The organism is Pseudomonas putida (assembly GCF_003228315.1).
GTDB classification, from domain to species: domain Bacteria; phylum Pseudomonadota; class Gammaproteobacteria; order Pseudomonadales; family Pseudomonadaceae; genus Aquipseudomonas; species Aquipseudomonas putida_S.
The window spans coordinates 5,984,403-6,009,532 of the sequence record NZ_CP029693.1 but is presented as its reverse complement, the minus strand read 5'-3'; the positions used below and the strand labels follow the sequence as shown (position 1 = coordinate 6,009,532).

The 25,130-nt window shown below is 61.4% G+C and carries 24 protein-coding genes; 10 read left to right on the top strand and 14 right to left on the bottom strand.

Annotation, left to right across the window (positions count from 1 at the left end):
• Positions 1 to 30: 30 nt before the first annotated feature.
• From DKY63_RS28110 to DKY63_RS28095, 4 genes are all read left to right on the top strand, one after another.
• Positions 31 to 765 (top strand): phosphoadenylyl-sulfate reductase, encoded by a 735-nt coding sequence (locus DKY63_RS28110; RefSeq protein WP_110967108.1) that lies wholly within the window; start codon positions 31 to 33, stop codon positions 763 to 765.
• Positions 766 to 1,335: 570 nt separating this feature from the next.
• On the top strand, positions 1,336 to 2,871 hold the full coding sequence (locus tag DKY63_RS28105; RefSeq protein ID WP_110967107.1) for an NCS1 family nucleobase:cation symporter-1: 1,536 nt from the start codon (positions 1,336 to 1,338) through the stop codon (positions 2,869 to 2,871).
• Between the two features lie 71 nt (positions 2,872 to 2,942).
• Entirely contained in the window at positions 2,943 to 3,671 is a 729-nt protein-coding gene (locus DKY63_RS28100) for an aspartate/glutamate racemase family protein (protein ID WP_110967106.1), read from the top strand.
• A gap of 190 nt (positions 3,672 to 3,861) precedes the next feature.
• Entirely contained in the window at positions 3,862 to 4,608 is a 747-nt protein-coding gene (locus DKY63_RS28095; RefSeq protein WP_110967105.1) for a 3-oxoacyl-ACP reductase family protein, read from the top strand.
• A gap of 125 nt (positions 4,609 to 4,733) precedes the next feature.
• Here DKY63_RS28095 and DKY63_RS28085 read toward each other — a convergent pair whose 3' ends face one another.
• The 5 genes from DKY63_RS28085 to DKY63_RS28070 form a co-directional block, all read right to left on the bottom strand.
• Positions 4,734 to 5,429 (bottom strand): HAD-IA family hydrolase, encoded by a 696-nt coding sequence (locus DKY63_RS28085; RefSeq protein ID WP_110967104.1) that lies wholly within the window; start codon positions 5,427 to 5,429, stop codon positions 4,734 to 4,736.
• Between the two features lie 165 nt (positions 5,430 to 5,594).
• On the bottom strand, positions 5,595 to 5,768 hold the full coding sequence (locus DKY63_RS32445) for a hypothetical protein (RefSeq protein WP_204354266.1): 174 nt from the start codon (positions 5,766 to 5,768) through the stop codon (positions 5,595 to 5,597).
• Between the two features lie 154 nt (positions 5,769 to 5,922).
• Positions 5,923 to 6,342: a hypothetical protein gene (locus tag DKY63_RS28080; RefSeq protein WP_110967998.1), complete on the bottom strand. Its 420-nt coding sequence runs from the start codon at positions 6,340 to 6,342 to the stop codon at positions 5,923 to 5,925.
• 119 nt (positions 6,343 to 6,461) lie between these two features.
• The gene (locus tag DKY63_RS28075; protein ID WP_110967103.1) at positions 6,462 to 6,896 is read right to left on the bottom strand and encodes a DoxX family protein; all 435 of its coding nucleotides are present in this window, start codon (positions 6,894 to 6,896) and stop codon (positions 6,462 to 6,464) included.
• A 104-nt stretch (positions 6,897 to 7,000) separates the two neighbouring features.
• Positions 7,001 to 8,422, bottom strand: a complete 1,422-nt coding sequence (locus tag DKY63_RS28070) for a transglycosylase SLT domain-containing protein (RefSeq protein ID WP_110967102.1) — start codon at positions 8,420 to 8,422, stop codon at positions 7,001 to 7,003.
• 258 nt (positions 8,423 to 8,680) lie between these two features.
• Here DKY63_RS28070 and DKY63_RS28065 point away from each other — a divergent pair, with 258 nt between their 5' ends.
• The 3 genes from DKY63_RS28065 to DKY63_RS28055 all read left to right on the top strand — a co-directional run bounded on the left by DKY63_RS28065 (position 8,681) and on the right by DKY63_RS28055 (position 11,728).
• Positions 8,681 to 9,490, top strand: a complete 810-nt coding sequence (locus DKY63_RS28065; protein WP_110967101.1) for a TatD family hydrolase — start codon at positions 8,681 to 8,683, stop codon at positions 9,488 to 9,490.
• 188 nt (positions 9,491 to 9,678) lie between these two features.
• A complete protein-coding gene (locus DKY63_RS28060; protein ID WP_110967100.1) occupies positions 9,679 to 11,160 on the top strand; it encodes a methyl-accepting chemotaxis protein in 1,482 nt (493 codons plus the stop codon).
• Between the two features lie 202 nt (positions 11,161 to 11,362).
• Positions 11,363 to 11,728 (top strand): Mpo1-like protein, encoded by a 366-nt coding sequence (locus DKY63_RS28055; protein WP_110967997.1) that lies wholly within the window; start codon positions 11,363 to 11,365, stop codon positions 11,726 to 11,728.
• 12 nt (positions 11,729 to 11,740) lie between these two features.
• Here DKY63_RS28055 and DKY63_RS28050 read toward each other — a convergent pair whose 3' ends face one another.
• The 3 genes from DKY63_RS28050 to DKY63_RS28040 form a co-directional block, all read right to left on the bottom strand.
• Entirely contained in the window at positions 11,741 to 12,538 is a 798-nt protein-coding gene (locus tag DKY63_RS28050) for an acyl-CoA thioesterase (RefSeq protein ID WP_110967099.1), read from the bottom strand.
• A 232-nt stretch (positions 12,539 to 12,770) separates the two neighbouring features.
• Positions 12,771 to 13,529 (bottom strand): CHAD domain-containing protein, encoded by a 759-nt coding sequence (locus DKY63_RS28045; protein ID WP_110967098.1) that lies wholly within the window; start codon positions 13,527 to 13,529, stop codon positions 12,771 to 12,773.
• A 125-nt stretch (positions 13,530 to 13,654) separates the two neighbouring features.
• On the bottom strand, positions 13,655 to 13,933 hold the full coding sequence (locus DKY63_RS28040) for a hypothetical protein (protein WP_110967097.1): 279 nt from the start codon (positions 13,931 to 13,933) through the stop codon (positions 13,655 to 13,657).
• A 221-nt stretch (positions 13,934 to 14,154) separates the two neighbouring features.
• On the opposite strand from DKY63_RS28040, the gene DKY63_RS28035 reads away from it, so the two are divergent.
• On the top strand, positions 14,155 to 15,195 hold the full coding sequence (locus DKY63_RS28035; protein ID WP_110967096.1) for a patatin-like phospholipase family protein: 1,041 nt from the start codon (positions 14,155 to 14,157) through the stop codon (positions 15,193 to 15,195).
• A 148-nt stretch (positions 15,196 to 15,343) separates the two neighbouring features.
• On the opposite strand, the gene DKY63_RS28030 is transcribed toward DKY63_RS28035, so the two are convergent.
• The 6 genes from DKY63_RS28030 to kdpF all read right to left on the bottom strand — a co-directional run bounded on the left by DKY63_RS28030 (position 15,344) and on the right by kdpF (position 23,433).
• On the bottom strand, positions 15,344 to 16,036 hold the full coding sequence (locus DKY63_RS28030; RefSeq protein ID WP_110967095.1) for a response regulator: 693 nt from the start codon (positions 16,034 to 16,036) through the stop codon (positions 15,344 to 15,346).
• 68 nt (positions 16,037 to 16,104) lie between these two features.
• Positions 16,105 to 18,750: a sensor histidine kinase gene (locus DKY63_RS28025; protein ID WP_110967094.1), complete on the bottom strand. Its 2,646-nt coding sequence runs from the start codon at positions 18,748 to 18,750 to the stop codon at positions 16,105 to 16,107.
• 130 nt (positions 18,751 to 18,880) lie between these two features.
• Positions 18,881 to 19,429: a potassium-transporting ATPase subunit KdpC gene (gene kdpC / locus DKY63_RS28020; protein ID WP_110967093.1), complete on the bottom strand. Its 549-nt coding sequence runs from the start codon at positions 19,427 to 19,429 to the stop codon at positions 18,881 to 18,883.
• Positions 19,430 to 19,572: 143 nt separating this feature from the next.
• Entirely contained in the window at positions 19,573 to 21,630 is a 2,058-nt protein-coding gene (kdpB, locus tag DKY63_RS28015) for a potassium-transporting ATPase subunit KdpB (protein WP_110967092.1), read from the bottom strand.
• Between the two features lie 10 nt (positions 21,631 to 21,640).
• Positions 21,641 to 23,335 (bottom strand): potassium-transporting ATPase subunit KdpA, encoded by a 1,695-nt coding sequence (gene kdpA, locus DKY63_RS28010; protein ID WP_110967091.1) that lies wholly within the window; start codon positions 23,333 to 23,335, stop codon positions 21,641 to 21,643.
• An 8-nt stretch (positions 23,336 to 23,343) separates the two neighbouring features.
• Entirely contained in the window at positions 23,344 to 23,433 is a 90-nt protein-coding gene (gene kdpF, locus DKY63_RS28005; RefSeq protein WP_007899818.1) for a K(+)-transporting ATPase subunit F, read from the bottom strand.
• Positions 23,434 to 23,695: 262 nt separating this feature from the next.
• On the opposite strand from kdpF, the gene rfbA reads away from it, so the two are divergent.
• Both rfbA and DKY63_RS27995 read left to right on the top strand, forming a co-directional pair.
• Positions 23,696 to 24,580, top strand: a complete 885-nt coding sequence (gene rfbA / locus DKY63_RS28000; RefSeq protein ID WP_110967090.1) for a glucose-1-phosphate thymidylyltransferase RfbA — start codon at positions 23,696 to 23,698, stop codon at positions 24,578 to 24,580.
• A 150-nt stretch (positions 24,581 to 24,730) separates the two neighbouring features.
• On the top strand, positions 24,731 to 24,898 hold the full coding sequence (locus tag DKY63_RS27995; protein ID WP_110967089.1) for a DUF2897 family protein: 168 nt from the start codon (positions 24,731 to 24,733) through the stop codon (positions 24,896 to 24,898).
• Positions 24,899 to 25,130: the final 232 nt, after the last annotated feature.

Genomic DNA, 25,130 nt, shown 5'->3' with positions numbered 1-25,130 from the left:
AGCGCCACCGACCTGTAGGAAGCCGCCCTGATGAGCCCAACGTTCGACGTCGTGGAACTCGCCACGACCTATGCCAACAAATCCGCCCAGGACATCCTGAAACTCGCGTTTGCCGAGTTCGGCGATGACCTGTGGATATCTTTCAGCGGCGCCGAGGATGTGGTGCTGGTGGACATGGCCTGGAAGCTGAACAAGAACGTCAAGGTGTTCAGCCTCGACACCGGCCGTCTGCACCCCGAGACCTATCGCTTCATCGATCAGGTGCGCGAGCACTACAAGATCGACATCGAACTGGTGTCGCCGGACTACACCAAGCTTGAACCTTTCGTGAAGGAAAAAGGCCTGTTCAGCTTCTACAAGGACGGCCATGGCGAGTGCTGTGGCATCCGCAAGATCGAGCCGCTGCGTCGCAAGCTCGCCGGCGTGAAGGCCTGGGCCACCGGCCAGCGCCGCGACCAGAGCCCGGGCACTCGCAGCGCCGTGGCGGTGATGGAAATCGACAGCGCGTTTTCCACCCCGGAACGTACCCTGTACAAGTTCAACCCGCTGGCGCAAATGACCAGTGAAGAGATCTGGGGTTACATCCGCATGCTCGAGCTGCCATACAACAGCCTGCACGAACGCGGCTTCATCAGCATCGGCTGCGAACCCTGCACCCGCCCGGTACTGCCAAACCAGCACGAACGGGAAGGTCGCTGGTGGTGGGAAGAAGCGACGCAGAAGGAATGCGGGTTGCATGCGGGGAATATCATCAGCAAGGCCTGACACTGATATCCCCCTGTAGGAGCGAGCCTGCTCGCGATGGTCGTCAACGATAACGCTGGGTACCTGATACCCCGCGGCGTTCTCGGGTTCATCGCGAGCAGGCTCGCTCCCACAGGTTTGAGCCACCCATAAATGTGTACACACGAATGTCACCATCGGTGCCATTTATGTGTGCACTTTTAGTTTCTGCGACCCAAAAAGTTACATTCCCGCGTTTGCCCCCGCTCCACCACGCCCTTCTGAAACCCCTGCGCAAAAATAAATATTCGCCCGCTCGGCCAGCCTGCATCCCTCGTTTTTCAGCACCTCCCCCTCCACTGATAACAAAACGCAATCACCCGCTCTTTCCTTAGATTCCACGGCTGGCATGGATCTGGCTTAAGTGCATACATGTTTTGTATACAATCATCTCAAAACATAAAAACACTTAGATCCGCAAGCCTGAAGCGCCCTATCCCGTACAGGCTGCAGATGCCCCGTAACCAATGATATTCGCCACCCGCGACGAAGATTGCCGAGCCCGCGCTCATGCACAGTCATCGCGGCACCGAACATCAGGAGCCTGCCGGAATGCGTACAAGTCTCTCCAATAACAACATCGCGCTGGATCTGCCCTCCTCCCATACCACTCACCGGGATCAATCACAGCAATGCCCCGTGGTGCTCAGCCCCCGCCTGCACAATAAAGACCTGGCGCCGACCAAGGTCGAAGGCCGGCGCTGGGGCAAATACAGCATCTTCGCCCTGTGGACCAACGACGTTCACAACATCGCCAACTATTCGTTCGCCATCGGTCTCTATGCCCTGGGCCTGGGTGGCTGGCAGATCCTGCTGTCGCTGGGCATCGGCGCGGCGCTGGTGTACTGCTTCATGAACCTGTCCGGCTACATGGGGCAGAAAACCGGCGTGCCGTTTCCGGTGATCAGCCGGATCAGTTTCGGCATCCACGGTGCGCAGATTCCTGCGCTGATCCGCGCCGTGATCGCCATTGCCTGGTTCGGGATTCAGACATACCTGGCCTCGGTGGTGTTTCGCGTGCTGTTGACGGCGGTCCATCCCGGATTCGCCGAATACGACCACAACTCGATCCTCGGGCTGTCGACCCTGGGCTGGGTGTGCTTCGTGGCGATCTGGTTCGTGCAACTGGCGATTCTCGCCTACGGCATGGAAATGGTGCGGCGCTACGAGGCGTTTGCCGGGCCGGTGATTCTACTGACCGTCGCCGCCCTCGCCGCCTGGATGTACTTCCAGGCCAACGCCACCATCGCCTGGTCGATCCGCGAACCGCTGACCGGCGGCGAGATGTGGCGCAATATCTTCGCCGGTGGCGCCTTGTGGCTGGCGATCTACGGCACGCTGATCCTCAACTTCTGCGACTTCGCCCGCTCCTCGCCGTGCCGCAAGACGATCAAGATCGGTAATTTCTGGGGCCTGCCGGTCAACATTCTGGTGTTCGCCGCGATCACCGTGCTGCTGTGCGGCGCACAATTTCAGATTGATGGCCGGATCATTGAAAGCCCGACCGAGATCATCGCCTCCATCCCCAACACCTTCTTCCTGGTGCTCGGTTGCCTGGCATTCCTGATCGTCACGGTGGCCGTCAATATCATGGCCAACTTCGTTGCCCCGGCCTTCGTACTGAGCAACCTGGCGCCCAAGTACCTGACGTTCCGCCGCGCCGGCCTGATCAGCGCCACCATCGCCGTGCTGATCCTGCCGTGGAACCTCTACAACAGCCCGCTGGTGATCGTGTACTTCCTCTCGGGCCTCGGCGCCCTGCTCGGCCCGCTGTATGGCGTGATCATGGTCGACTACTGGCTGGTACGAAAAGGTCAGGTGAACGTGCCGCAGTTGTACAGCGAAGATCCCAACGGCGCTTATTACTACAGCCGTGGAGTGAATTTGCGCGCCGTGGCGGCGTTCATTCCCGCGGCCCTGATCGCCATCGTCCTGGCACTGGTGCCGGGGTTCCACCTGGTCTCGCCGTTCTCCTGGCTGATCGGCGCCGGCATCGCCGGGATGCTCTACCTGATCATCGCCAAACGCCAACCCCACTACGCCGACGTCAGCGGTGAGTCCATCGCCGTCGACAACGTCAGCCACTGACTCCATCGCGGCCCGGCAGCGTCGGGCCGCAGCCCCACCCAGTTAAAAGCACCCCGTTATAAGGACTTCCCATGCGCATTCTCGTGGTCAACGTCAACACCACCGAATCCATCACCCAAGCCATCGCCCGCTCGGCGCAGGCCGTGGCTTCACCGGGCACCGAGATCGTCGGCCTGACGCCGCACTTCGGCGCCGATTCCGTCGAAGGCAATTTCGAAAGCTACCTGGCCGCCATCGCGGTCATGGACCGGGTGATGTCCTACGATCAGCCCTTCGATGCGGTGATCCAGGCCGGCTACGGCGAACACGGCCGCGAAGGTCTGCAGGAATTGCTCAATGTGCCGGTGGTCGACATCACCGACGCGGCGGCCAGCACTGCAATGTACCTCGGCCACGCCTATTCGGTGGTCACCACCCTCGACCGCACCGTGCCGCTGATCGAGGATCGCCTGAAACTCTCCGGACTCTGGGATCGCTGCGCCTCGGTACGGGCCAGCGGCCTGGCGGTGCTGGAACTGGAGCACGAGCCGCAACGCGCGCTGGAGGCCATCGTGCATCAGGCTGAACTGGCGGTGACCCAGGACAAGGCGGAAGTGATTTGCCTGGGCTGCGGCGGCATGGCCGGGCTGGATGAGCAGATTCGCCAGCGCACCGGCGTACCCGTGGTGGATGGGGTCACGGCGGCGGTGACCATTGCCGAATCGCTGGTGCGGCTGGGGTTGTCGACTTCGAAAGTCCGGACCTATGCCACGCCTCGGCCGAAACGCATCGTTGGCTGGGCGGAGCGGTTCAGCCGGTAGACCGAGTCGCCCCATTCGCGAGCAGGCTCGCTCCCACATTTTGGAATGCATTCCCCTGTGGGAGCGAGCCTGCTCGCGAAGGACGCACCTCGGTATCCCGCCAGACTCGATTCGCATCACTACTGCAATCGGAATTTGAGACTAGGCTCCATCAACCCGGACATCTCGCCTCGGGACTTTGGAGATCGTCATGACTACTCAGAACCTCAGCGGCAAAGTGGCCTTGATTCAAGGTGGTTCCCGCGGCATCGGCGCCGCCATCGTCAAGCGTCTCGCCGCTGAAGGCGCGACAGTCGCCTTTACCTACGTCAGTTCCACCGCCAAGGCCGAAGAACTGCAAAACAGCATTACGACCAACGGCGGCAAGGCCCTGGCAATCAAGGCAGACAGTGCCGACGCCGAGGCGATCCGCCGCGCCGTAAGCGCGACAGTTGAGGCATTTGGTCGGCTGGACATTCTGGTCAATAACGCCGGCGTGCTGGCGGTTGCGCCACTGGAAGAGTTCAAGCTCGAGGACTTCGACCAGACCCTGGCAATCAACATTCGCAGCGTTTTCGTGGCCACCCAGGCGGCGGCCAAACACATGGGCGAAGGTGGTCGCATCATCAACATCGGCAGCACCAACGCCGATCGCATGCCCTTCGCCGGAGGCGGCCCGTACGCCATGAGCAAGTCGGCGATTGTCGGCCTGACCAAGGGTCTGGCCCGTGACCTCGGCCCCAAAGGCATCACCGTGAACAATGTGCAACCGGGCCCGGTGGATACCGACATGAACCCGGCCAGCGGAGACTTCGCCGACAGCCTGATTCCGCTGATGGCCGTGGGGCGTTACGGCAAAGTCGAGGAGATTGCCAGTTTCGTGGCCTACCTGGCCGGCCCCGAAGCGGGTTACATCACCGGGGCGAGCCTGACCATCGATGGTGGTTTTGGCGCCTGATCAAGCTGGCTAAACACAGCCCCCTGTAGGAGCGAGCTTGCTCGCGATAGCGGTCATCCAGACAGATCATTGCTGCCTGACACACCGCTATCGCGAGCAGGCTCGCTCCTACAGTTGGATCTGCATCAGGCCCAATCGAGGGTTGGCAAACCAAACGCACTTGGCCTGAACGCCTTCAACGTACGAAGAATCCCATCGGCATGTGCGTATTTTTCGTCCGCCATCGCCGCGTCAGGTATCGCGATTGCCGTCATCCCCGCCGCCTTCGCCGCCGTGACACCAAAGGGCGAATCCTCGAACACCAGGCAATCCTTCGGTGCGACACCCAGACGGCGCGCGGCAGTGAGGAAGATATCCGGCGCCGGTTTGGCTGCGCCGACTTCCGGATCGTCAGCAGTAACGATGGTGTCGAACAGGGCGAACCAGTCACGGTGCAAAGTGGTTTTCTGGCCAAACGAATGACTGGTCGAGCTGGTGCCCACCGCGATCGGAACGTTGTTGGCCTTGAGATGTCGCACCAATTGCTGCGCGCCCGGCATCGCTTGAGCGTTGGGAAAGCGCTCGCGCATCAGAGGTTCACGGATCTGCAGGAATTCTTCGGCGCTGATCGGCAGCTCCAGGGCTTCGACCACATATCGCGCCAAATCACCGGCGCCCCGACCGATGATGTGCTGCTTGAGGCTCCAGTCGAATGTACGCCCATAGCGCCCGGCAATGATCGACGTGACTTCGGTGTAAATGCCCTCGGTGTCCAGCAGCAAGCCGTCCATATCGAAAATCACGGCCTTGATCGGGCCGAACTCATCCAGCGCTGCATTCATCGCATCTGATCCGTTTTCAACGACATCCCAGGCGGCGCGGGTGCGGCCGGCTCGGTGACTGATTAAAGGATTCAGCAGCATAGCGAGCGTGGCAGACATCGGGCAACGGTTTAAACACGTGATTGTTTAAACCGACGCGTTGGTGGGCAGGCAATTCCCTGCGGATTATCCGCCGCTCTTTGCCTCGACGTCGGTGCGCTTGACGTCTTCGTCGGGCACTCGCTCGATATCCGTGCTTTCGTCAGGTGGACGCTGATCGCGACTCAACGGGTCAGTCGGTGAAGGCAGCGGATATTCAGGGGTTTCGTCGATGTCGGGTTCTTTCGGATCAGCATTCATTGAGCACCTCACAAGGAGCCTGAAAGGCAGGCCCTGATATTTCGAGGCTCAAGCCATGCCGGCGTTCGATCGGGTGGACAACTGGTCGGATGGCCCGCCGGCAAAAATGAAAAACCCGGCGCCGGGCCGGGTTTGTCCATGGAGTGAAGCCTGATCAGTGACGTTTGTTGTGATGCTTGTTCTTGTGCTTGTGACCACCGGAGTGGGAGTCGTGATCACTACCGCCAAGATTACTGCCGACCGCACTACCCGCCGCGCCGCCGAGGCCGGCGCCGATGGTTGATCCGGTAGAGCCGCCAAGGCTGTTACCGACCACCGAGCCGCCCGCGCCGCCCAGGCCACCGCCGATTGCTGCCTCGTTGCGGCTGCCCTTTTTGGCACCGAGCGCACCGCCCGCAGCGCCACCGACACCGGCACCGATCGCGGCCCCGGTACTGCCGCCGACCTGGCCACCCACCACGTTACCGAGTGCGCCGCCAAGACCGCCGCCTACCGCCGCGGTGCCATCACCGGCCGCCATGGCCAGTGGTGCAAGCAACAACCCAAAAACCAGGGCCGGCAGCGCAGAGCGCAGAGCCCGATGGCCGCCAGCTTCTTTACTTTTGGAATTCGCCGTCATGGTGTGCCTCGAATCTTCAAGGGATTTAAAGATTGGAGGCGCCATGGACGAAAACGTTCGATCAAGTGGATCGATCAACCCGCGATGGCACGATCCACCGACAGTTTGCCTGCACCTTCAATCAACACTGCGATGCTGCCACCCAACAGAGCCAGGGCGAATTCGTAGCCGTTGTTGGCCATGAACAGTCCGTTACTGATGTGCACCGAGAAGATCGCCACCAGCGACAGGAAGGTCAGGCCCAATGCCGCCGGGCGAACCAGCAGGCCGATGATCAGAGCAAGACCGGCGAAGAATTCGGTGCCGCCCGCCAGCGTCGCCATCAGGTAGCCCGGCGTCAGGCCCAGGCTTTCCATGTATTGGGCAGTCCCGGTAAGGCCGTAGCCACCGAATGCGCCGAAGAGTTTTTGCGAACCGTGGGCAGCGAAAATGATACCGACGAAAATTCGCAGAACGGTCAGGCCGTAGCCAGCGCGGGTGAAGAGGACCTTGTTGATCAGTGTGCTCATGTTGTTTCTTCCTTAGGGGTGTGTATGTTGGTTGGCCGCCATACTAATCGGAAAAAACCATAGTTAAAGCGCAAAAAACCGCTACAACCATTCGACTTATTCGATCATTTCCGCAGAGCGATCTTCTGCCCCTGAGGCTCCAACGACTCCCGTTCACGATCGAACGCCAGGTAATACTTGTTCACGCTATTAACATAGCTGACAGGTCCCATGCCCACCTGCTCCATGGCGATGCGCTCGACCTGGAAGAACCACTGATTGGGATTCAGCCCTCGCCGCCGCGCTTCGGCGCGCATGCCTTGCACACGCTCGGGCCCGATGTTGTAGGCCGCCAGCACAAATGCCATGCGCTCGCGTTCGTTGAGTTTGGGGCTGGCGAAGAACTTGCGGCGGATCATCGCCAGGTACTTGGCCCCGGCCTGCACATTGCCATCGAGGTCCTGAATATTGTTGACCCCGACCCGCTGGGCCGCGGACGGTGTGATTTGCATCAGGCCGGTAGGGCCGCCACCGCCGCGGGCGGTTGGCTGCAAAGCCGACTCCTTGAACGCCAGCGCCGCCAGGTTCAGCCAGTCCATGCCCTGGGCGTCGGCATGTTTCTGCAAGACCGGCCGCAGCTTTTCCAGACGCTGGCGGTCAGCCTTGGCCAACGGATAGTGCACTTGATAGAGGCGGCGATAGATGCGCAGGAACGCGGCGTCCTGGTCCGATGGTTTTTTATAGCCAGTGAGGAAGCGGTCGATGCTGGCGCGCAACATCGATGCGTCACGGCGTACGAACCAGTACTCCTCGCCCGGCTCGCTGACCAGTACCTGCCGGTCGATACGCAATTTGGGCAGGATCTTGCCCCAGCGCTCGGCAATCGGTTGCTCGACGATGGTCAGGTGAAAGATCCCGCCCTGCACCATCTCCAGCACATCCTCGACCGCCAGGCTTGGGTCGACCCACTCGATCGTGACGGGCGGCAATTTGTGCAGGGCGAGTTTCTGATTGATCTGGCTGACCGCATCCCCGGCGGCACTGCCGGTGGGCAGCGCCAGGGTTTTGCCCGACAGCTGCTCGAGGCGGGTATAGCGGCGCTCCCCCTTGATGCCGACCAGCACCAACGGGATGTTGCGGGCAATCGGCTCGCTGGTGCTGACGGCGTAACCGGCCTGCAAATCGAGCAATTCACCCGGCGCTACCAGGTCGCCCTCCCCGCGCTGCAAGGCCCCCAACAGTTGATCCTTGGCCTTGGGAATGATCTTGAGGCTGACTTCCTCACCGTCGCGGGCATGGCCGTTGAGGTATTGCTCGAACGCACGCAAGCGGTGGTATTCGACGCCGATGGACTGGCCCTCGACTTCGCCGGAGCTGTTACGGCTCTGGTTGACCAACACCCGCAGCACACGACTGCTGCGGATGTCCGTCAGGTCGCGGACCTTGGTCGCCGGTACGGCTTGCAGTGGGCCAGGCAGGCGCGCAACCGCCGACATCGGCAGCAGCAGCGAACAGCACAGCAGTAGCAAAACCGAGGGACGAATCATCCACTCTCCGGCGAGAATTCGGGTCGGCACATGAAATGTTCATGCGACCCCATTGAAGAAATAGCGCGCATTGATCGCTGGCAAAGTACGCAGGCAAAGTGCGAAAGACTGGCACAGTGATGGCACTCTGGCCACCCTGTCCTGTGCGAGGTTCAAGGGCACGGCTTGAAAGACAGCGATAACTGCTTGTAGTTCTTGGCTTTTCTTATAAATCTACAGCTCTGATATGCTTGGCGGCCTTGAGTCCGAGGTAGCACCATGCAACTCATCGATATCGGCGTCAACCTGACCAACTCCAGTTTCGACGAGAAGCATCAAGCGGTACTCGACCGCGCTTACGCGGCCGGCGTCTGCCAATTGGTCTTGACCGGCACCAGTGTCGAGGGCAGCGAGCAGGCACTGGAGCTGTGTCGACAACTGGACGAGAGCGCGCAACGACTGTTCGCCACCGCCGGTATCCACCCCCATTGCGCCAGCGACTGGAACGCCGACAGTGCCCGCCAGCTGCGCAGCCTCCTCAAGGAATCCAACGTGGTCGCCGTGGGTGAATGCGGCCTGGACTTCAACCGCGATTTCTCACCGCGCCCGCAGCAGGAAAAAGTCCTCGAAGAACACCTGGCGCTGGCGGTCGAGCTGCAGATGCCGGTGTTCCTGCACGAACGCGAGGCCAGTCAGCGTCTGCTGGAGATTCTGCGCGACAACCGCGACCGCTTGCCGGCGGCGGTGGTGCACTGCTTCACCGGGGAAAAAAAGGCGTTGTTCAGTTACCTCGACATGGACCTGCACATCGGCATTACCGGCTGGATCTGCGATGAACGCCGGGGGACTCATCTGCATCCCCTGGTGAAAGAGATCAAGCGCGGGCGGCTGATGCTCGAAAGCGATGCGCCCTACCTGCTGCCGCGTAGCTTGCGTCCCAAGCCGAAGAATGGCCGCAACGAGCCGGCTTATCTGACGGAAGTACTGCGGGAAGTGGCGTTGCATCGGGGTGAAACCCAGGAAGATCTCGCTGCTCATACCACCGCCTGTGCGCGGGGGTTTTACGGGTTGCCTGCCCTCTCCGTCTAAACACACTCCCCTGTGGGAGCGAGCCTGCTCGCGAAAGCGGTATGCCAGTCAATGTAGATGTTGGCTGAAGTTCCGCATTCGCGAGCAGGCTCGCTCCCACATTGATCCATATCAAGCCCCCATGAACTGAGTAGCGGCACAATAATGGCACCTTGCCAATACTGTTTCCGCTATCAGAGAAGACCTCCATGGGTGCCTGGCTTAGCAATATCTCGCTGAAATACAAATTCTGGGCGGTGAATGCCGTCGCCTTCGTTACTACGCTGTTGCTGGTGCTGTACGCCGTGCAGCTCGAACAACATGCCCGCAACCACGCCGCCCAGGCTTCGGCCCAGGCCCAGGCGCGTTTGCTCGGTGCCTGGCCGGCCGGGCAACCACTGCCCAAAGCCGACAACCTGCTGACGTTCAGTCGCGGACAAACGCCGACATTTGACGGCCAGCCCAGACCGGAGCTGGGTAATGCCCATGGCTGGATCGAGATACACGCCGCACCGCTGTTGGGAGAGAACCTGTTGCTGGGCGCCGAGGTCTTCACCCGGCCTGACGATCAGCAGGTCGCGGTGCTTGCCCTGGGCGTTAGCCTGAGCCAGGTGTTCGACGAGCGTTTTGTCAATTACGCGGTCGCCGTGTTCATTCTGATGCTGGCGATGCTCGGCGCTTCGCAGCTGTTGATCCGTTTCCTGCTCAGCCAGCTCAACACCTTGAAGGACGTGATGCTTCACGTCGAACGGACCGGTGACCTCTCGGCCCGGGTTCCGCTGGCATGCAGCGACGAAGTCGGACAAATGGCCAATGCTTTCAATGCCATGCAGGCCGGTTATCAGCGCGTGGTCAACACCGTGGCCAGCACCGCCCGCCAACTGGACGACGGCGCCGCACGGCTGGCCTCGAGCATGAACGAAGTACGCCACGGCATGCTCGGTCAGCAGAGCGAAACCGATCAAGCCGCCACGGCGATCAATGAAATGACCGCCACCGTCCACCACATCGCCCAACACGCTGGTGCCACCCGTGACCTCTCGCAATCGGCCGACACGCTGGCGGGCAGCGGACAAGCCGTGGTCCTGCGTGTGCAGAAGTCGATTGCCGGGCTGTCCACCGGTGTGCAGCAAACCGCCGAGATGATTCAGCGGCTGGCCGAAGACAGCCAGAAGATCAATGGCGTGGTCAATGTGATTCACAGCATCGCCGAACAGACCAACCTGCTAGCACTGAACGCCGCGATTGAAGCGGCCCGGGCCGGTGAAATGGGGCGCGGTTTTGCGGTGGTCGCCGATGAAGTGCGCAATCTGGCCAAGCGCGTACAGAGTTCCACTGACGAAATCACCGTGATGGTCTCGGCCTTGCAGGCGGGAACCCGCGACGCCGTGGACTTCATGCAGGAAAGCTCGTTCAAGGCCGATGACTGTGTGCAACAGGCACAGGAAGCCGGTGCGGCGCTGGAACAAATCACCGGGGCGGTGGCGCAGATGCGCGAGAGCAATACGCAGATTGCAGTGGCGGCCGAACAGCAGAGCCAGGTGGCGGAAGAAATGAACCGGGCGGTGGTGAGCATCCGGGATGTGACCGAAAACACGGTGCAGCAGACAGTGGGTTCGGCGACCACCAGCAATGAGTTGGCGGCGTTGGCCGGGGAATTGAGCAAGGCAATAGGTCAGCTCAAGCTGTGAGGCCTCATCGCGAGCAAGCTCGCTCCCACAGGGAATAGTGATCGACCTGTGGGAGCGAGCCTGCTCGCGAAGGGGCCGACCCATTCAACATCAATATTGACCATCGCCACTATCGCACCAATAGCCAACCTTGATTCGCCGCCCGCATTGCCCGGGCCTATCCTTCAAGCATGTGTTCAACATGGACTTGAGGATCAGCATCATGGGCAAACGTCACCCCAACCTTCCCTCCTGGCAATGGCGTGCCTACCCGGACAACCATCAGCACCCGACCAATCTGGTGTTGCACCTGATTGCCGTGCCGCTGTTCATCGTGGCGTTCCTGCTGATTGTTTCCGGCGTGTTCGGCCTGAATCTGGCGAATTTCGCCATCGGCGTCATCGGCGTGTTCGCGGCCCTGGGTTTGCAACGCCACGGTCACAGCCTCGAAGCGCAGGCCTCCGAGCCGTTCAGTGACCGCAAGGATGCGGTGTCGCGCTTGCTGGTGGAACAGTTTCTGACCTTTCCGCGATTTTTCCTCAGTGGTGGCTGGTGGCGCGCCTGGCGTGAGCGCCACCGCCGTCACTGATCAGGCTGCTGATTAGGCAAAGACCGTCACGGTCTGCCGGCTCATGGCGATCAACCGCCCTTCCGGGTCCCACAACTTCGCCGCCGCATGGCCATAGCCATCGGCGGCGTGTTCGGTTTCGACCAGATATTTGCACCAGTACAGCGTGCTGAGGTCCAGCAGCGGCTGAACGAATTCGATGGTCCAGGTCAGCGTGCTGCCCATGGCCGGCTTCTTCAGAAACGGCATGACCGCCGGTGGCCAGGCATCCACCAGAGCCAGAATGTGCGCTTCACTCACCGGCTCCTCCTTCACATCACCCCGCAAGCGCACCCAACCGCCCATGTGCCGCGAGGTGTTGCCGGTGAACGGCAGGCCGCCCACGCTCCAGCGCATCGCCAGATGACGCATGAACTCCGGAATGACGCCTTCAACGAAGGGTAATTCCTGGCAATCGTCCCAATGCTTCATGTCCGGTGCCGGCACGGCTTGCACCGCGACTTCCGACGGGCGTGACGCGCCGAAGCTGCCCTGAATCAGGGTCACCACCTGCCCTTTCTGCATGGCCCGGCCCAGGATCTGGCTGACGGCCTTGCCCTCGCGCAGCACATCGACCTCAAAGCTGACCGGCACCTCTGGCTCGACCGGTCCGACGAAGGTAATCGCCAATGACCGCACCGGACGATCCGCCGGCACTTTCGCGCGCATGGCTTCGTATTGCAGCGCAGCGACCAGACCACCGAAGCTGGCGCGCCCTTGCGCCCATCCCGCGGGAATAGACAGTTCCAGTGGCTGGCGGCGGACAGCGTCAAGCAGATCGGAAAAACGCATGGAAACCTCAATGGGCGTTAAAAGAATGGAGGGATCTTAACCAGACGGCCAAGGGTGTACAGCGCCTGTTCCGGCCAAATTAACCGGCAGAAGGGCCGCAGCTGGTTCACGCCAGAGACAAAACCCTGTAGGAGCGAGCCTGCTCGCGATGGGGCCATGACATTCAACACTAGTGTTGGCTGTACGGCCGCCATCGCGAGCAGGCTCGCTCCTACAGGGTCAGGTGGTGGATTCAGGATTTGAAACAGGCCCGGTCAAGTTTGTCGAGGACCCGGTCGGCGCGCTGTTCAGCCTCGGCCATATCGGTTTTCCAGATGGCAACGCAGGGCTGCAGGTCCGCCTCCTGCTCAGCCCTGGCCAGCCATTGCAGACAATCATGCCAATCCCCCAGCGCGCCCTGGGCTGACTTCAACCTGGGCACGGCAGCTTTCGGCAGGCGATCCAGCTCGGGATAGGCTTCGATGCCATAGCGCACACGCTTGATCAACAGACGCAGGCGATGACGGTCGTGGGCGGGATCGTGCAAGGATTCGTCGAGCTTTTTCCACTGTTTGCCCAGGCGCTTGCTGATGCGTTTGCCCAGGCCCTTGAGCAATCCCTGACGTTGGGCTGCACGTAAAAAGCGTGGAAAGGCTTCGAGAATCATCAACAAATGCCCCAGCTCGGCGCTCGTCGCGACCGCCGGATAGGCCTTGGCCATCTGCGCCATACGCCATTGCGCAGCTTGCGGCTGACCGTGTTCGAACAGCCAGGCCGCCAGCACCTCGCGATCACGCAGTGGCGTGGTCAGCTCACCGACGCCGGACGCCGCCACTTCAAGTTGTTCGACACCGGGCACACCGCGCAACGGGCGCAACAGGCTGCGCAAGCGCCGAACCGTGGTGCGCAGGTCGTGCAGGGCTTCCGGGTCAGTGCGGGCAATCAAACGCGCCTGACAGGCCAGCAGACGAACTTCCAGGCCCAGGACACGGGCAACCAACCGGTCAATCATGGGGTGACTCCTGAACGACTGCAAAGCTGAAGGAGCTGGCTTGCCTGCGATAGCACCCTGAAGATCGTGGTGATCATTGAAGGTCGATCGCCAGCAAGCTGGCTCCTACAGGATTAGCAGTGTTTTTAACGCCCCGCGCGGGATTCGCGAATATAAAAACGTGCCTTCTCGGCTTTGCTGGTGCAGCCCTCATAACCCTCGAATTGCTGTTGCGTCTTGGCCGCAGTCAGCAGCGACAGGGCCTTGGAATAGCTGACGGTTCCGGCGAACCCCTCGGCCTTGGCCAGATCCAGTTCACGCCATGCGGCATCGAGGTTGCTACCGCAGCTGTCGCGATAAGCGGTTTTGCCGGCACAACCGGCCAGTGCCAGGGCAATCAATGGCACACAGATCCAGGCTTTCATCACTTACACCTCAACGTAAAGGAAACAGTCATGCACGTAGGACGGTCTGGCGCGGTAAAAGTGCCGTCCGTCGCCTGCGCAAACTATAGCGCGGACAAGAATAATCAAGTGCCGCCATAAGCTGTCGAAAAAACGACGCACTCTCTTGCGCATGCGACCTGAACGATTGAAGCACGCCCCTCGATGGGTGCATTGTTCAATCATTCAAACGAGGGCGATTCATGAAAAAGCGTGTCGCACTGGTATTGGGCTCGGGTGGAGCCCGGGGTTATGCCCACATTGGCGTGATCCAGGAGATCGAACGGCGCGGCTACGACATCGCCTGCATTGCCGGTTGCTCCATGGGGGCAGTGGTCGGCGGGATCTACGCCGCCGGCAAGCTCGATGATTATCGCGAGTGGATCGAGAGCCTGGATTATCTCGACGTACTGCGTTTGGTGGATGTCAGTTTTCGCCTCGGTGCGATTCGTGGGGAAAAGGTGTTCGGGCAGATCCGCAAGATCGTCGGCGAGATCAATATCGAAGATTTGCGCATCCCCTACACGGCGGTGGCCACCGACCTGACCAACCAGCAGGAAATCTGGTTTCAGGAAGGTTGCCTGCACCAGGCCATGCGCGCCTCGGCGGCGATTCCCAGCCTGTTTACCCCGGTGATGCAGGGCAACCGCATGCTGGTGGACGGCGGCATTCTCAACCCTCTGCCGATCGTGCCGGTGGTGTCGAGCCACTGCGATCTGATCATTGCGGTCAACCTCAACTCGACCAACCAGCGTCACTATCAGATGCCGGTGATCCAGCGCCCTGCCGCGTTCAAGACCCGTTTCGACAGCCTGATCAGTTCGCTCGGCTCGAAGATGCCGTTCCGGCGCAAGCAGGCCGAGCAGTTACTGCGGCTGGAGAAAGAAGCCTTGATGGCCGAAGCGGCCGAGATCAATCCCTGGGTCGAGTCCGCCGAACCCGAAGCGCAGCAACCGGCCGCCGCCCCTGAGCGTGACGGCGCGCCGAAGTCCGCCACCGGCTCGTTCATCATCGACAACGTGGGGCCGGCGTCGTTGCTGGACCTGATCAACCAGAGTTTCGAGGTGATGCAGACCTCGCTGGCGCAGTACAAGATTGCCGGGTATCCGCCGGACATCCTGATCAACGTACCGAAACGGGTGTGCCGGTTTTTTGAGTTTTACAAGGCGCCGGAGTTGATTGCGCTGGGACGGGAGATTGCACGGGATACATTGGATCGGTATGAGAATGAGCGGGAGTCCTGAGGTTTCTCGGGTGAATTGACGGGCCTCATCGCGGGCAAGCCTTGCTCCTACAGGCATGCGTCGTTCATAAATATTGATTTCGACACAGATCTGTAGGAGCAAGGCTTGCCCGCGATGAGGCCGGATCATTCAACACAAAATCCAAAGGCTACCCCTCACTCAACAACCGATACCCCACCCCCGCCTCGGTCACGATAAACCTTGGCTGCGTCGGATCATCCGCCAGCTTCTGCCGCAAATGCCCGACCACGATCCGCAGGTAATGGCTGTCCTCGGTGTGGGTCGGCCCCCAGATGTCCTTGAGCAGTTGTTGCTGGGTGATGACCCGTCCCGGATGGCGAGCCAGTTGCGCAAGCACTGCGTACTCCTTGCGGGTCAGCGCCACTTCGTTGCCGTCGAGCAGCACCCGGCGATAGGCCAGATCCACCGTCAGCGGGCCGAAGTTCAGCGCCGCTTGTTGGGTCTCGCCGATCGGTACCTGGCGCAGCAACGCACGAATCCGCGCCAGGAATTCCTGGATACCGAAGGGTTTGGTCACGTAGTCATTGGCGCCGCCATCCAGCGCTTCCACCTTCTGCCCTTCGCTGGCGCGCACCGAGAGCACCAGCACCGGCACTTTGGACCATTGGCGAAACTCACTCAGCACCTGTTGGCCGTCCATGTCCGGCAGACCGAGGTCGAGCACCAGCAGGTCCGGCTTGTTCAGCGCGGCCTGGGCCAGCCCTTCGCTGCCGGTTCCGGCTTCCAGCACTTTGTAGCCCTGGGAAACGAGGCTGATGCGCAGGAACTTGCGGATTTGCGGTTCGTCATCGATGACCAAAATGGTCGCGGTCTGGCTCATGGTTTCCCATCAAGGAAGAAAGTTGGCAAAAGAGTAACGCAAGCACGATCAGGCTTCACTTTCGGCTCCTAATTTTCAAAAGCAGGCTGAGCCTGCAAGGGAAGGTGCAAGGTGATGCAGGTGCCGCGCCCTTCGATGCCATCGGCAACACTGATCCGCCCGCCATGGGCGCCCACCATGCCCTGACAGATCGCCAGCCCCAGCCCCGTGCCCTGCCCGCCACGATCACCGCGTGCAGCGGTGTAGAACATGTCGAAAATCTTCGCCCTGTCCGCCTCGGGTATCCCCGGGCCCTCATCGCTCACCGAGAAAAAAAGCTCCGTGTCATCCGTCCCGGCGCGTACTTGAAGACGTCCGTGGGACGGCGAGAAACGCGCGGCATTTTCCAGCACGTTGATCAACGCCTGCTCGATCAGCGCGGCATGGACGAACAGCAGCGGCAATTGCGCCGGCACCTCGGTGCTGACCTGCAACGGCGCCAGCACCGCACGCAGGCGAATCAGCGCACTGCCGACGATGTCCGCCGGCGAGACCCAGTCCCGCGCCAGTTTCAGCGCGCCGTGGCCGAGGCGGGTCATGTCCAGCAGGTTCTGGATGTAGCGATCCAGGCGCTCGGCTTCATCGCGGGTGCCTTCGAGCAACTCACGGCGATCCGCCAGCGGGATCGCCTCGCCCAGCGCCAGCAGGCTGTCGATGCTGCCGCGCATGGAGGTCAATGGCGTGCGCAGATCGTGGGACACCGAGGCCAGCAAGGCACTGCGCAGTTGCTCGGTCTCGCCGTGCAGCCGTGCCGCCTCCAGGTCATCGGCCAATTGAGCACGGGCCAGCGCCTGGGCCAGCGGCTGACTCAATGCGGTCAACAAGCGCCGACGCTGGCCGCTCAAGGTCTGCCCCTCCCTGGCGCAGACGCCGAGCAGTGCCAGCGGACCGTCTTCCATGGACAACGACCACCACCACCAACGCCCGAACGGCAAGGTGCCGGTGCCCGCGCCTGCCGGTTGATCGTGTTGCCAGGCCCAATCGGCGGCGGCGCGCTCCGCTTCGGTGAACTCCAGCGGGCCACCGGTTTCGACTTTCCAGCCACTCTGACCGTCGCGATTGAGCAGGCACAGCTGCAAATCGCTCCAGCCTTCCAGATGATGGGCAGCGGCGTTGATCACGGCCTGCCGGTCGGTGGCGGCCGTGAGCTTGCGCGACAGGTCGAGCAGTTCGGTGGTTTCCTCCTGGGTGTCGCGCAAGGCCTGCAATTGCCGGCGCTGTCGCGCTGCCAGGTTGCCGGTCAGCGCGGCCATCAGCAGGAAGAACAGCAAGGTCAGCACGTCTTCTTCGCGCTGGATATGGAAGGAAAAATTCGGTGGGATGAACAGGAAGTCGTAGGTCAGGAACGACAGCGCGGCGCAAAACAGCGCAGGCCCCAGGCTGCTGCGCACCGCGACCAAAAGCACGGCCGCGAGGAACACCAGCGAGATATTCGGCAACGGCAGAATACTTGCCACCGCCCAGGCCAGGGCACTGGCAAGCACGGTCGCCACGACGGCCAGGGCATAGTCGAACCACTCCAGCGACTGGACCGGACGCGGACGTGCCTGATCCTGTTCATGGTCACTGTCGATGACGTTGATCTCCAGCCCGCGCGCCTGTCGCAACAAACGCGCCGCCAGGCCTCCACCGAACAGCCGACGGCGCAGGCGCTGCCGGGACTGACCGACCAGCACCAGCGTGGCACGGCGTTCAGCAGCATGCTGGATCAGGGTTTTCGCCACTTCGCCGGCCCGCAGCAACACCACCTCACCACCCAGGCGTTCGGCCAGTTGCTGGGCACTTTGCAGGCGCAGGCGCGACTGCTCGTCGCGCACACTGCCGTTGTCTACATGCACCAGACTCCAGGGCAGATGCCGACGTTGCGCGACGCGGCTGGCGTGACGCACCAGACGCTCGGCCTGGGCATCGCCATCGACACCGACCAGCAAGCGACCACGCACCGCGGGCGCCGCCTGACCGAGCTGGCGATAACCCTGGGCCAGATCGTTATCGACCTGCGCCGCCGCGGTTTGCATCGCCAGCTCACGCAACGCGGTGAGATTGGTCTGGGAGAAGTAGGCGTCGATGGCCGCCCGCGCCTGCTCCGGCACATAGACCTTGCCATCGCGCAAGCGCTCCAGCAGTTCCCGTGGGGGCAAGTCGATCAGCAGCAATTCGTAGGCTTCTTGCAGCACCCAGTCCGGCAAGGTCTCGCGGACTTGTACACCGGTGATGCCGCGCACCTGATCGTTGAGACTTTCCAGATGCTGGACGTTGACGGTGGTGTACACGTCGATGCCGGCGGCCAGCAGTTCCTGGATGTCCTGCCAGCGTTTGGCGTGGCGGCTGCCGGGGGCATTGCTGTGGGCCAACTCGTCCACCAGCACCAGTGTCGGCCTGGCGGCCAGCAAGCCGTCGAGGTCCATTTCTTCGAGCATCACACCACGATATTCCGAGCGCAGCAGCGGTTGCTGCGGCAAGCCACCGAGCAAGGCTTCGGTTTCGGCACGGCCATGGGTTTCGACCACGCCTGCGATGAGTTTCACGCCCTGACGCAGTTGGGTGTGAGCCGCTTGCAGCATGGCGTAGGTCTTGCCGACGCCGGGCGCGGCGCCGAGGAATACCTTGAGCCGGCCACGGCCATCGCGGGGCAGATTGGCTAACAGCGCGTCGGCGCGGCCGGAGTCGCTCATGTTTTATGTTCTCTCTAATGATCGTTCCCACGCTCTGCGTGGGAATGCCGCCCGGGACGCTCCGCGTCCCAACAAAGCGGACGCGGAGCGTCCATTGATGCATTCCCACGCAGAGCGTGGGAACGATCGTCTACTGAAGTTTTTCCAGCGCCAGATTCAACTCAAGCACATTCACCACCGGCGGCCCTACCAACGGCTGCTCGATGTGTGCATCCAGCAGGTTCTGCAGGGTCGACACCGGCAGGTTACGCGCCGCCGCGACACGCGCCAGTTGATAGGCAATCGCCGCCGGTGGCAAGTGCGGGTCGAGGCCACTGCCAGAGGTGGTGAGCAGCGCCAGAGGCACCGGCCCCTGACCGGGCACCAGCAGTTTGTTGGCATCGTCGATCACACGGGTGGCCAAGGCCGGGTTGCTCGGCGACAGGTTGCTGGCACTGCTCGACACCGTGGCAAAGGCGCCGGCCGATGGTCGTGGGTGAAACCAGGCATCACCGACGAAGTCCTGGGCAATCAGCGATGAGCCGCGAACCTTGCCCTCGGCATCGCGAACCAGGCTGCCATTGGCCTGATCCGGGAACGCGACTTGCGCCACGCCGGTCACCACCAGGGGATAGGCGACGCCGGTGATCAGGGTCATCAGCACAAGCAGGCTCAGGGCCGGGCGTATCATTGTGGTCATTTCATAATCCTCGAATTCGCAAATAAACCTGTGGGAGCGAGCTTGCTCGCGATGGAATTGAAGACGCCGCGTTGAGTCAGAAAGGGCGCGTTATCGTTAGCCACCATCGTGAGCAAGCTCGCTCCCACAGGTGGCAATGTGGGTCAAACCAGATGCAACGCCGTCAACAGCATGTCGATGGCCTTGATCCCCACGAACGGCACCAGGATCCCGCCCAGCCCATAGATCAGCAGATTGCGTCGCAGCAACGCCGCCGCACTTGCCGCTTGCACTCGCACGCCACGCAATGCCAGTGGAATGAGTACGACGATGATCAAGGCGTTGAACACGATCGCCGAGAGAATCGCGCTCTGCGGACTGCTCAGGTGCATGACGTTGAGTACGCCCAGTTGCGGATAGATCGCGGCAAACAGCGCCGGCAGGATCGCGAAGTACTTGGCCACGTCGTTGGCGATGGAAAAGGTGGTCAGCGCGCCACGGGTCACCAGCAATTCCTTGCCGATCTGCACCACGTCCAAGAGCTTGGTCGGGTCGCTGTCGAGGTCAACCATGTTGGCTGCCTCGCGCGCCGCCTGGGTGCCGTCGTTCATCGCCATGCCAACGTCGGCCTGGGCCAGCGCCGGGGCGTCGTTGGCGCCGTCGCCGCACATGGCAACCAGGCGACCGTCATTCTGTTCGTGGCGAATGCGCGCCAGTTTTTTCTCCGGCGTGGCCTCGGCCAGCACGTCATCCACACCGGCTTCGGCGGCGATGGCGGCGGCGGTCAGCGGGTTGTCGCCGGTCACCATGACCGTGCGGATCCCCAGTTTGCGCAGTTCGGCAAAGCGCTCGCGGATACCGGGCTTGACCACGTCCTTGAGGTGGATCGCACCAAGCAACTTGCCATCCGCGCAGACCAGCAACGGGGTACCGCCACTCTGGGCGATCTTGTCGATTTCACGGGACAGGGCCGGCGCCAGATCGGCACGTTTGAGGCCGACAAAAGCCAGCAACGAATCCACGGCGCCCTTGCGATACACACGGCCCTGATAGTCGACACCCGACAGCCGGGTTTCGGCGCTGAAGGGTACGGCGGTCAGCAGTTCGCTGGCCGGCTCGGGCTGCGGTTGCGTGTTGCGCAGGTATTCGACGATGGATTTACCTTCCGCCGTGTCATCGGCCAACGAAGCGAACAAGGCGCCCTCAGCCAGCTCCCGGGTGGTCACACCGGGCGCCGCGACCACGGCTGCGCAACGGCGGTTGCCGAAGGTGATGGTGCCGGTCTTGTCCAGCAGCAGAACGTGCACGTCCCCCGCCGCTTCCACGGCGCGACCGGACTTGGCGATCACATTCAGGCGCACCAGGCGATCCATCCCGGCGATGCCGATGGCGGACAACAAGCCACCAATGGTAGTCGGGATCAGCGTGACCAATAACGCCACCAGGAACACCAGCGGCAAACTGCCGTTGGCGAAGTGCGCGAAAGGTTGCAGGGTCACGACCACCAGCAGGAAGATCAGGGTCAGGCCGATCAGCAGGATGTCGAGCGCCACTTCGTTCGGGGTTTTCTGGCGCTTGGCGCCTTCGACCAGGGCGATCATGCGATCCAGTGTCGACTCGCCGGGGTTGGCGGTGATCTTCACCAGCAGCCAGTCGGAGACCAGCCGGGTGTTGCCGGTGACGGCCGAGCGATCGCCGCCGGACTCGCGGATCACCGGTGCCGATTCGCCGGTGATCGCCGCTTCGTTGACCGCGGCGATGCCTTCGATCACTTCGCCGTCACCGGGGATCATTTCCCCGGCCTCGACGCGCACCACATCGCCCTTGCGCAGGCTGCTGGCCGGCACCACTTGAAAGGTGCCGTTGTTGGTCCTGCGGCGGGCGCTCAAGCCTTCGCTGCCGGCCTTGAGGCTGTCGGCGCGGGCCTTGCCGCGACCTTCGGCCAGAGCCTCGGCGAAGTTGGCGAACAGCACGGTGAACCACAGCCACACGGCGATCTGCGCGGCGACGAAGGTGGGTACTGCTGTGTCCGGGACGAAGCACAGCACGGTGGTGAGGATCGCGGTCAGTTCGACCACCAGCATCACCGGCGCGCGCTGCAATTGCCGTGGGTCGAGCTTGACGAAGGCTTGCAGCAGCGCCGGGCGCCATAGGGCCGAGATTGCGGTTTTGGGTTGTTCCGGCGCCTTAACGGTAACCGGCTTAACTACGGGCATATTCATCAAATAGTCCTCAGAAGCCCATGCTCAAGTGTTCGGCAATCGGGCCCAACGCCAGGGTCGGCAAGAAGGTCAGGCCGCCCACCAGCAAAATGGTCACGGTCAGCAATGTCACGAACAGCGGGCCATGGGTCGGGAAGCTGTTCTGGCCGATCGGCGCGGTTTTCTTCATCGCCAGGCTGCCGGCCAGGGCCAGTACCGGAAGGATGTAACCGAATCGACCGATCAACATGCCAAGGCCCAGCATCAGGTTGTGGAACGGTGTGTTGGCGCTGAAGCCGCCGAACGCCGAACCGTTGTTGGCGCTGGCCGAGGTGTATGCATAAAGCAACTGGCTGAAACCGTGGGCACCGGGGTTGCTCACCGACGCCACGGGGCCTGGCAGGCTCGCGGCAATCGCACCCAGCACCAGCACGCCAATCGGCATGACCATCAAGGTCACCACCAGCAACTGCACTTCTTTGGCCTGCAGCTTCTTCCCGAGGTATTCCGGGGTACGCCCGATCATCAGGCCGGCGAGGAACACCGCGATCAGCACGTTGAGCAGCATGCCGTAGAGCCCGGCGCCGACGCCGCCGAAGATCACTTCGCCGATCATCATGTTGACCAGCGCCACCATGCCGCTGAGCGGGTTGAGGCTGTCGTGCATGCCGTTGACCGAGCCGTTCGATGCCGCGGTGGTGGTCACCGACCACAGCACAGTGGCGGTGGTGCCGAACCGGGCTTCCTTGCCTTCCAGCGGCGCGGTCTGCTCGACGGCGACGTTGTTCAGGGCCGGGTTCGGCTGATATTCGGCCCACAGCGAGGTCGCGCCGCCAATCAGGAACAAGGCCAGCATGCAGGCGATGATCGCGCGGCTCTGACGCAGGTCTTTGACGTAGTGGCCGAAGGTGAACACCAGCGCAACGGGAATCAGGATGATCGACGCCAGCTCGAACAGATTGGCCCAGGCGGTCGGGTTCTCGAACGGGTGCGCCGAGTTGACACCGAAGAATCCACCACCGTTGGTGCCCAGTTGCTTGATCGCAATCTGACTGGCGGCCGGGCCCAGCGGGATCACCTGATCGACGCCCTGCACGGTCACCGCGTTCACGTACTGTGCGAAGGTCTGCGGCACGCCCTGCCAGACCAGGTACAGCGCCAGCAGCAGGCACATCGGCAACAGGCCGTAGAGGGTGGCGCGGGTCATGTCGACCCAGAAATTGCCCAGTGATTGAGTGGACTTGCGACCGATACCACGGCACAACGCCACCAGCACCGCGAGGCCGGTGGCCGCGCTGACGAAGTTCTGCACCGTGAGGCCGACCATCTGGCTCAGATAGCTCAGTGATGCCTCGCCGCTGTAGGCCTGCCAGTTGGTGTTGGTCATGAAACTGACGGCGGTGTTGAACGCCAATGTCCATTCCTGCCCCGGCAGGTTTTGCGGGTTCAGTGGCAAGTGGTCCTGGAACAACAGGATCGCGAACAGCAGCAGGAAGCCCGCGAGGTTGAAAACAAGTAAGGCCAGGGTGTACTTCTGCCAGCTCTGTTCGGCCTGCGGATCGACACCGGCCAGGCGGTAACAGCCACGCTCCACCGGACCGAGAATCGGCGTCAGCCAGGTGCGCTGCCCTTCCATCACCTTGTAATAGAAGCGCCCGAGAAACGGCGCCGGGACCAATACCACCGCGAAAAACGCGAGGATCAGCCAATAGTCATAACTGTGCATAGCCGCTCCTAGTTCCGGTCCGCGCGCAACAGCGCAACCAACAGATAAATGAACAGCCCCACTGCCAACAGCAGCGACACTCCGTCCAGAACGCTCATGGAAGATCTCCGTGTTACGGCTGATTGCCGCTTGTGGGGGTTATTGTCGGAAGGGAGGGCGTAAAGGCGCGAGATCGAGGGGGATGGCGGGGTATAAAGAAAACGTAAAGAGTGGGTTTATGGCGGGGTTACAGGAGCGGGAAAGACCCAATGCAGATCAATAATTCATTGCACCATTGCCGTCTTGCCAACAAGCTATCCACCTTCGTTCATGACCGGCCAGGACACGACCTGGCACCCTCCATTCTTCGGAGTTACTCGCATGAAAGGTATTGTTTTGGCTGGCGGCACGGGCACACGTCTGCATCCGATCACGCTCGGCGTGTCCAAACAGCTGCTGCCGATCTATGACAAGCCGATGATCTATTACCCGATTTCAGTCCTGATGCTGGCGGGCATCAGAGACATACTGCTGATCTCCACACCGCGAGATCTGCCGCAATATCGCAGCCTGCTGGGTGACGGGCATCAGTTTGGAGTGAACTTCAGCTATGCCGAACAGCCATCGCCTGACGGCATTGCCCAAGCGCTGCTGATTGGTGAAACCTTCATTGGTAATGACTCCGTATGCCTGATCCTTGGCGACAACATCTTCCATGGACAACACTTCGGCGAACAGTTACGCAATGCCGCAAAACGCGCTGCCGGCGCAACCGTGTTCGGCTATTGGGTCAAAGACCCTGAGCGCTTCGGCGTAATTGATTTCGATAGCGAGGGCTGTGCCCTCTCGATTGAAGAAAAACCGGAAAAGCCTAAGTCCAACTATGCCGTCACGGGTCTGTATTTCTATGATAACGATGTGGTTGAGATCGCCAGGACCGTGAAGCCTTCCCATCGCGGCGAGCTGGAAATCACCGACATCAGCAATGCCTATCTCAAACGTGGTGATCTGCACGTCGAACGTTTCGGACGCGGATTCGCCTGGCTCGACACCGGCACCCACGACAGCCTGCTCGAAGCCTCTCAGTATGTTCAGACCATCGAACACCGTCAGGGTTTGAAGGTCGCGTGCCTTGAGGAAATTGCCTACGACAACCAATGGATCAGCCGCGAACATCTACTGGAGCGCGCCCGACTCTTCGGCAAGACAGGGTATGGCGCGTACCTTGCCAAATTGGCAGGTGAAGCCTCTGACTCGTTTCCATGAGAATTTTCATCAGGGGTCAGAGCACCGGTTTATGTATGGAGTAAGTGTGACAAGGCCCGGGATGGAACCACTGTGAACTCAAATCGCTCCATACTGTATGCAAGTACGACTGGCGACCCCGCCACTCGGCCTGTCCTTGAGGAGAGTCCCATGCCTTGGTATGCCTGGTTGATACTGATCGTTGCAATCGGCTCGATCGTTGGCGGATTGATGATGCTGCGGGACACCGCCAACAAGGTCGAGTTGACGGATGAACAACGCCGACGCGTGGCCGAGCGCAATGCCGAAGCGGATGCGAAGGATGCAAAGGATCGTTGAGCCGCTAACGATCCTGTGCATCCTTCAGCAGTTACGTACACATCAAGCTCGGTCAGACCGTGGGGTAGCACTGCGCGGGTCAGGCCCTCGTGCCCGAGACGGTGCAAGGCTTCAGGAATGGTATTAAGTGAAGCGTTGCAAACAGCCACCAGATCGTTTTCCATCAGGGAACTGCTCAACAATCGCCAAGCAATGGGTACTCACTATTCGCGCCACTAATCCGGCCGTTTCA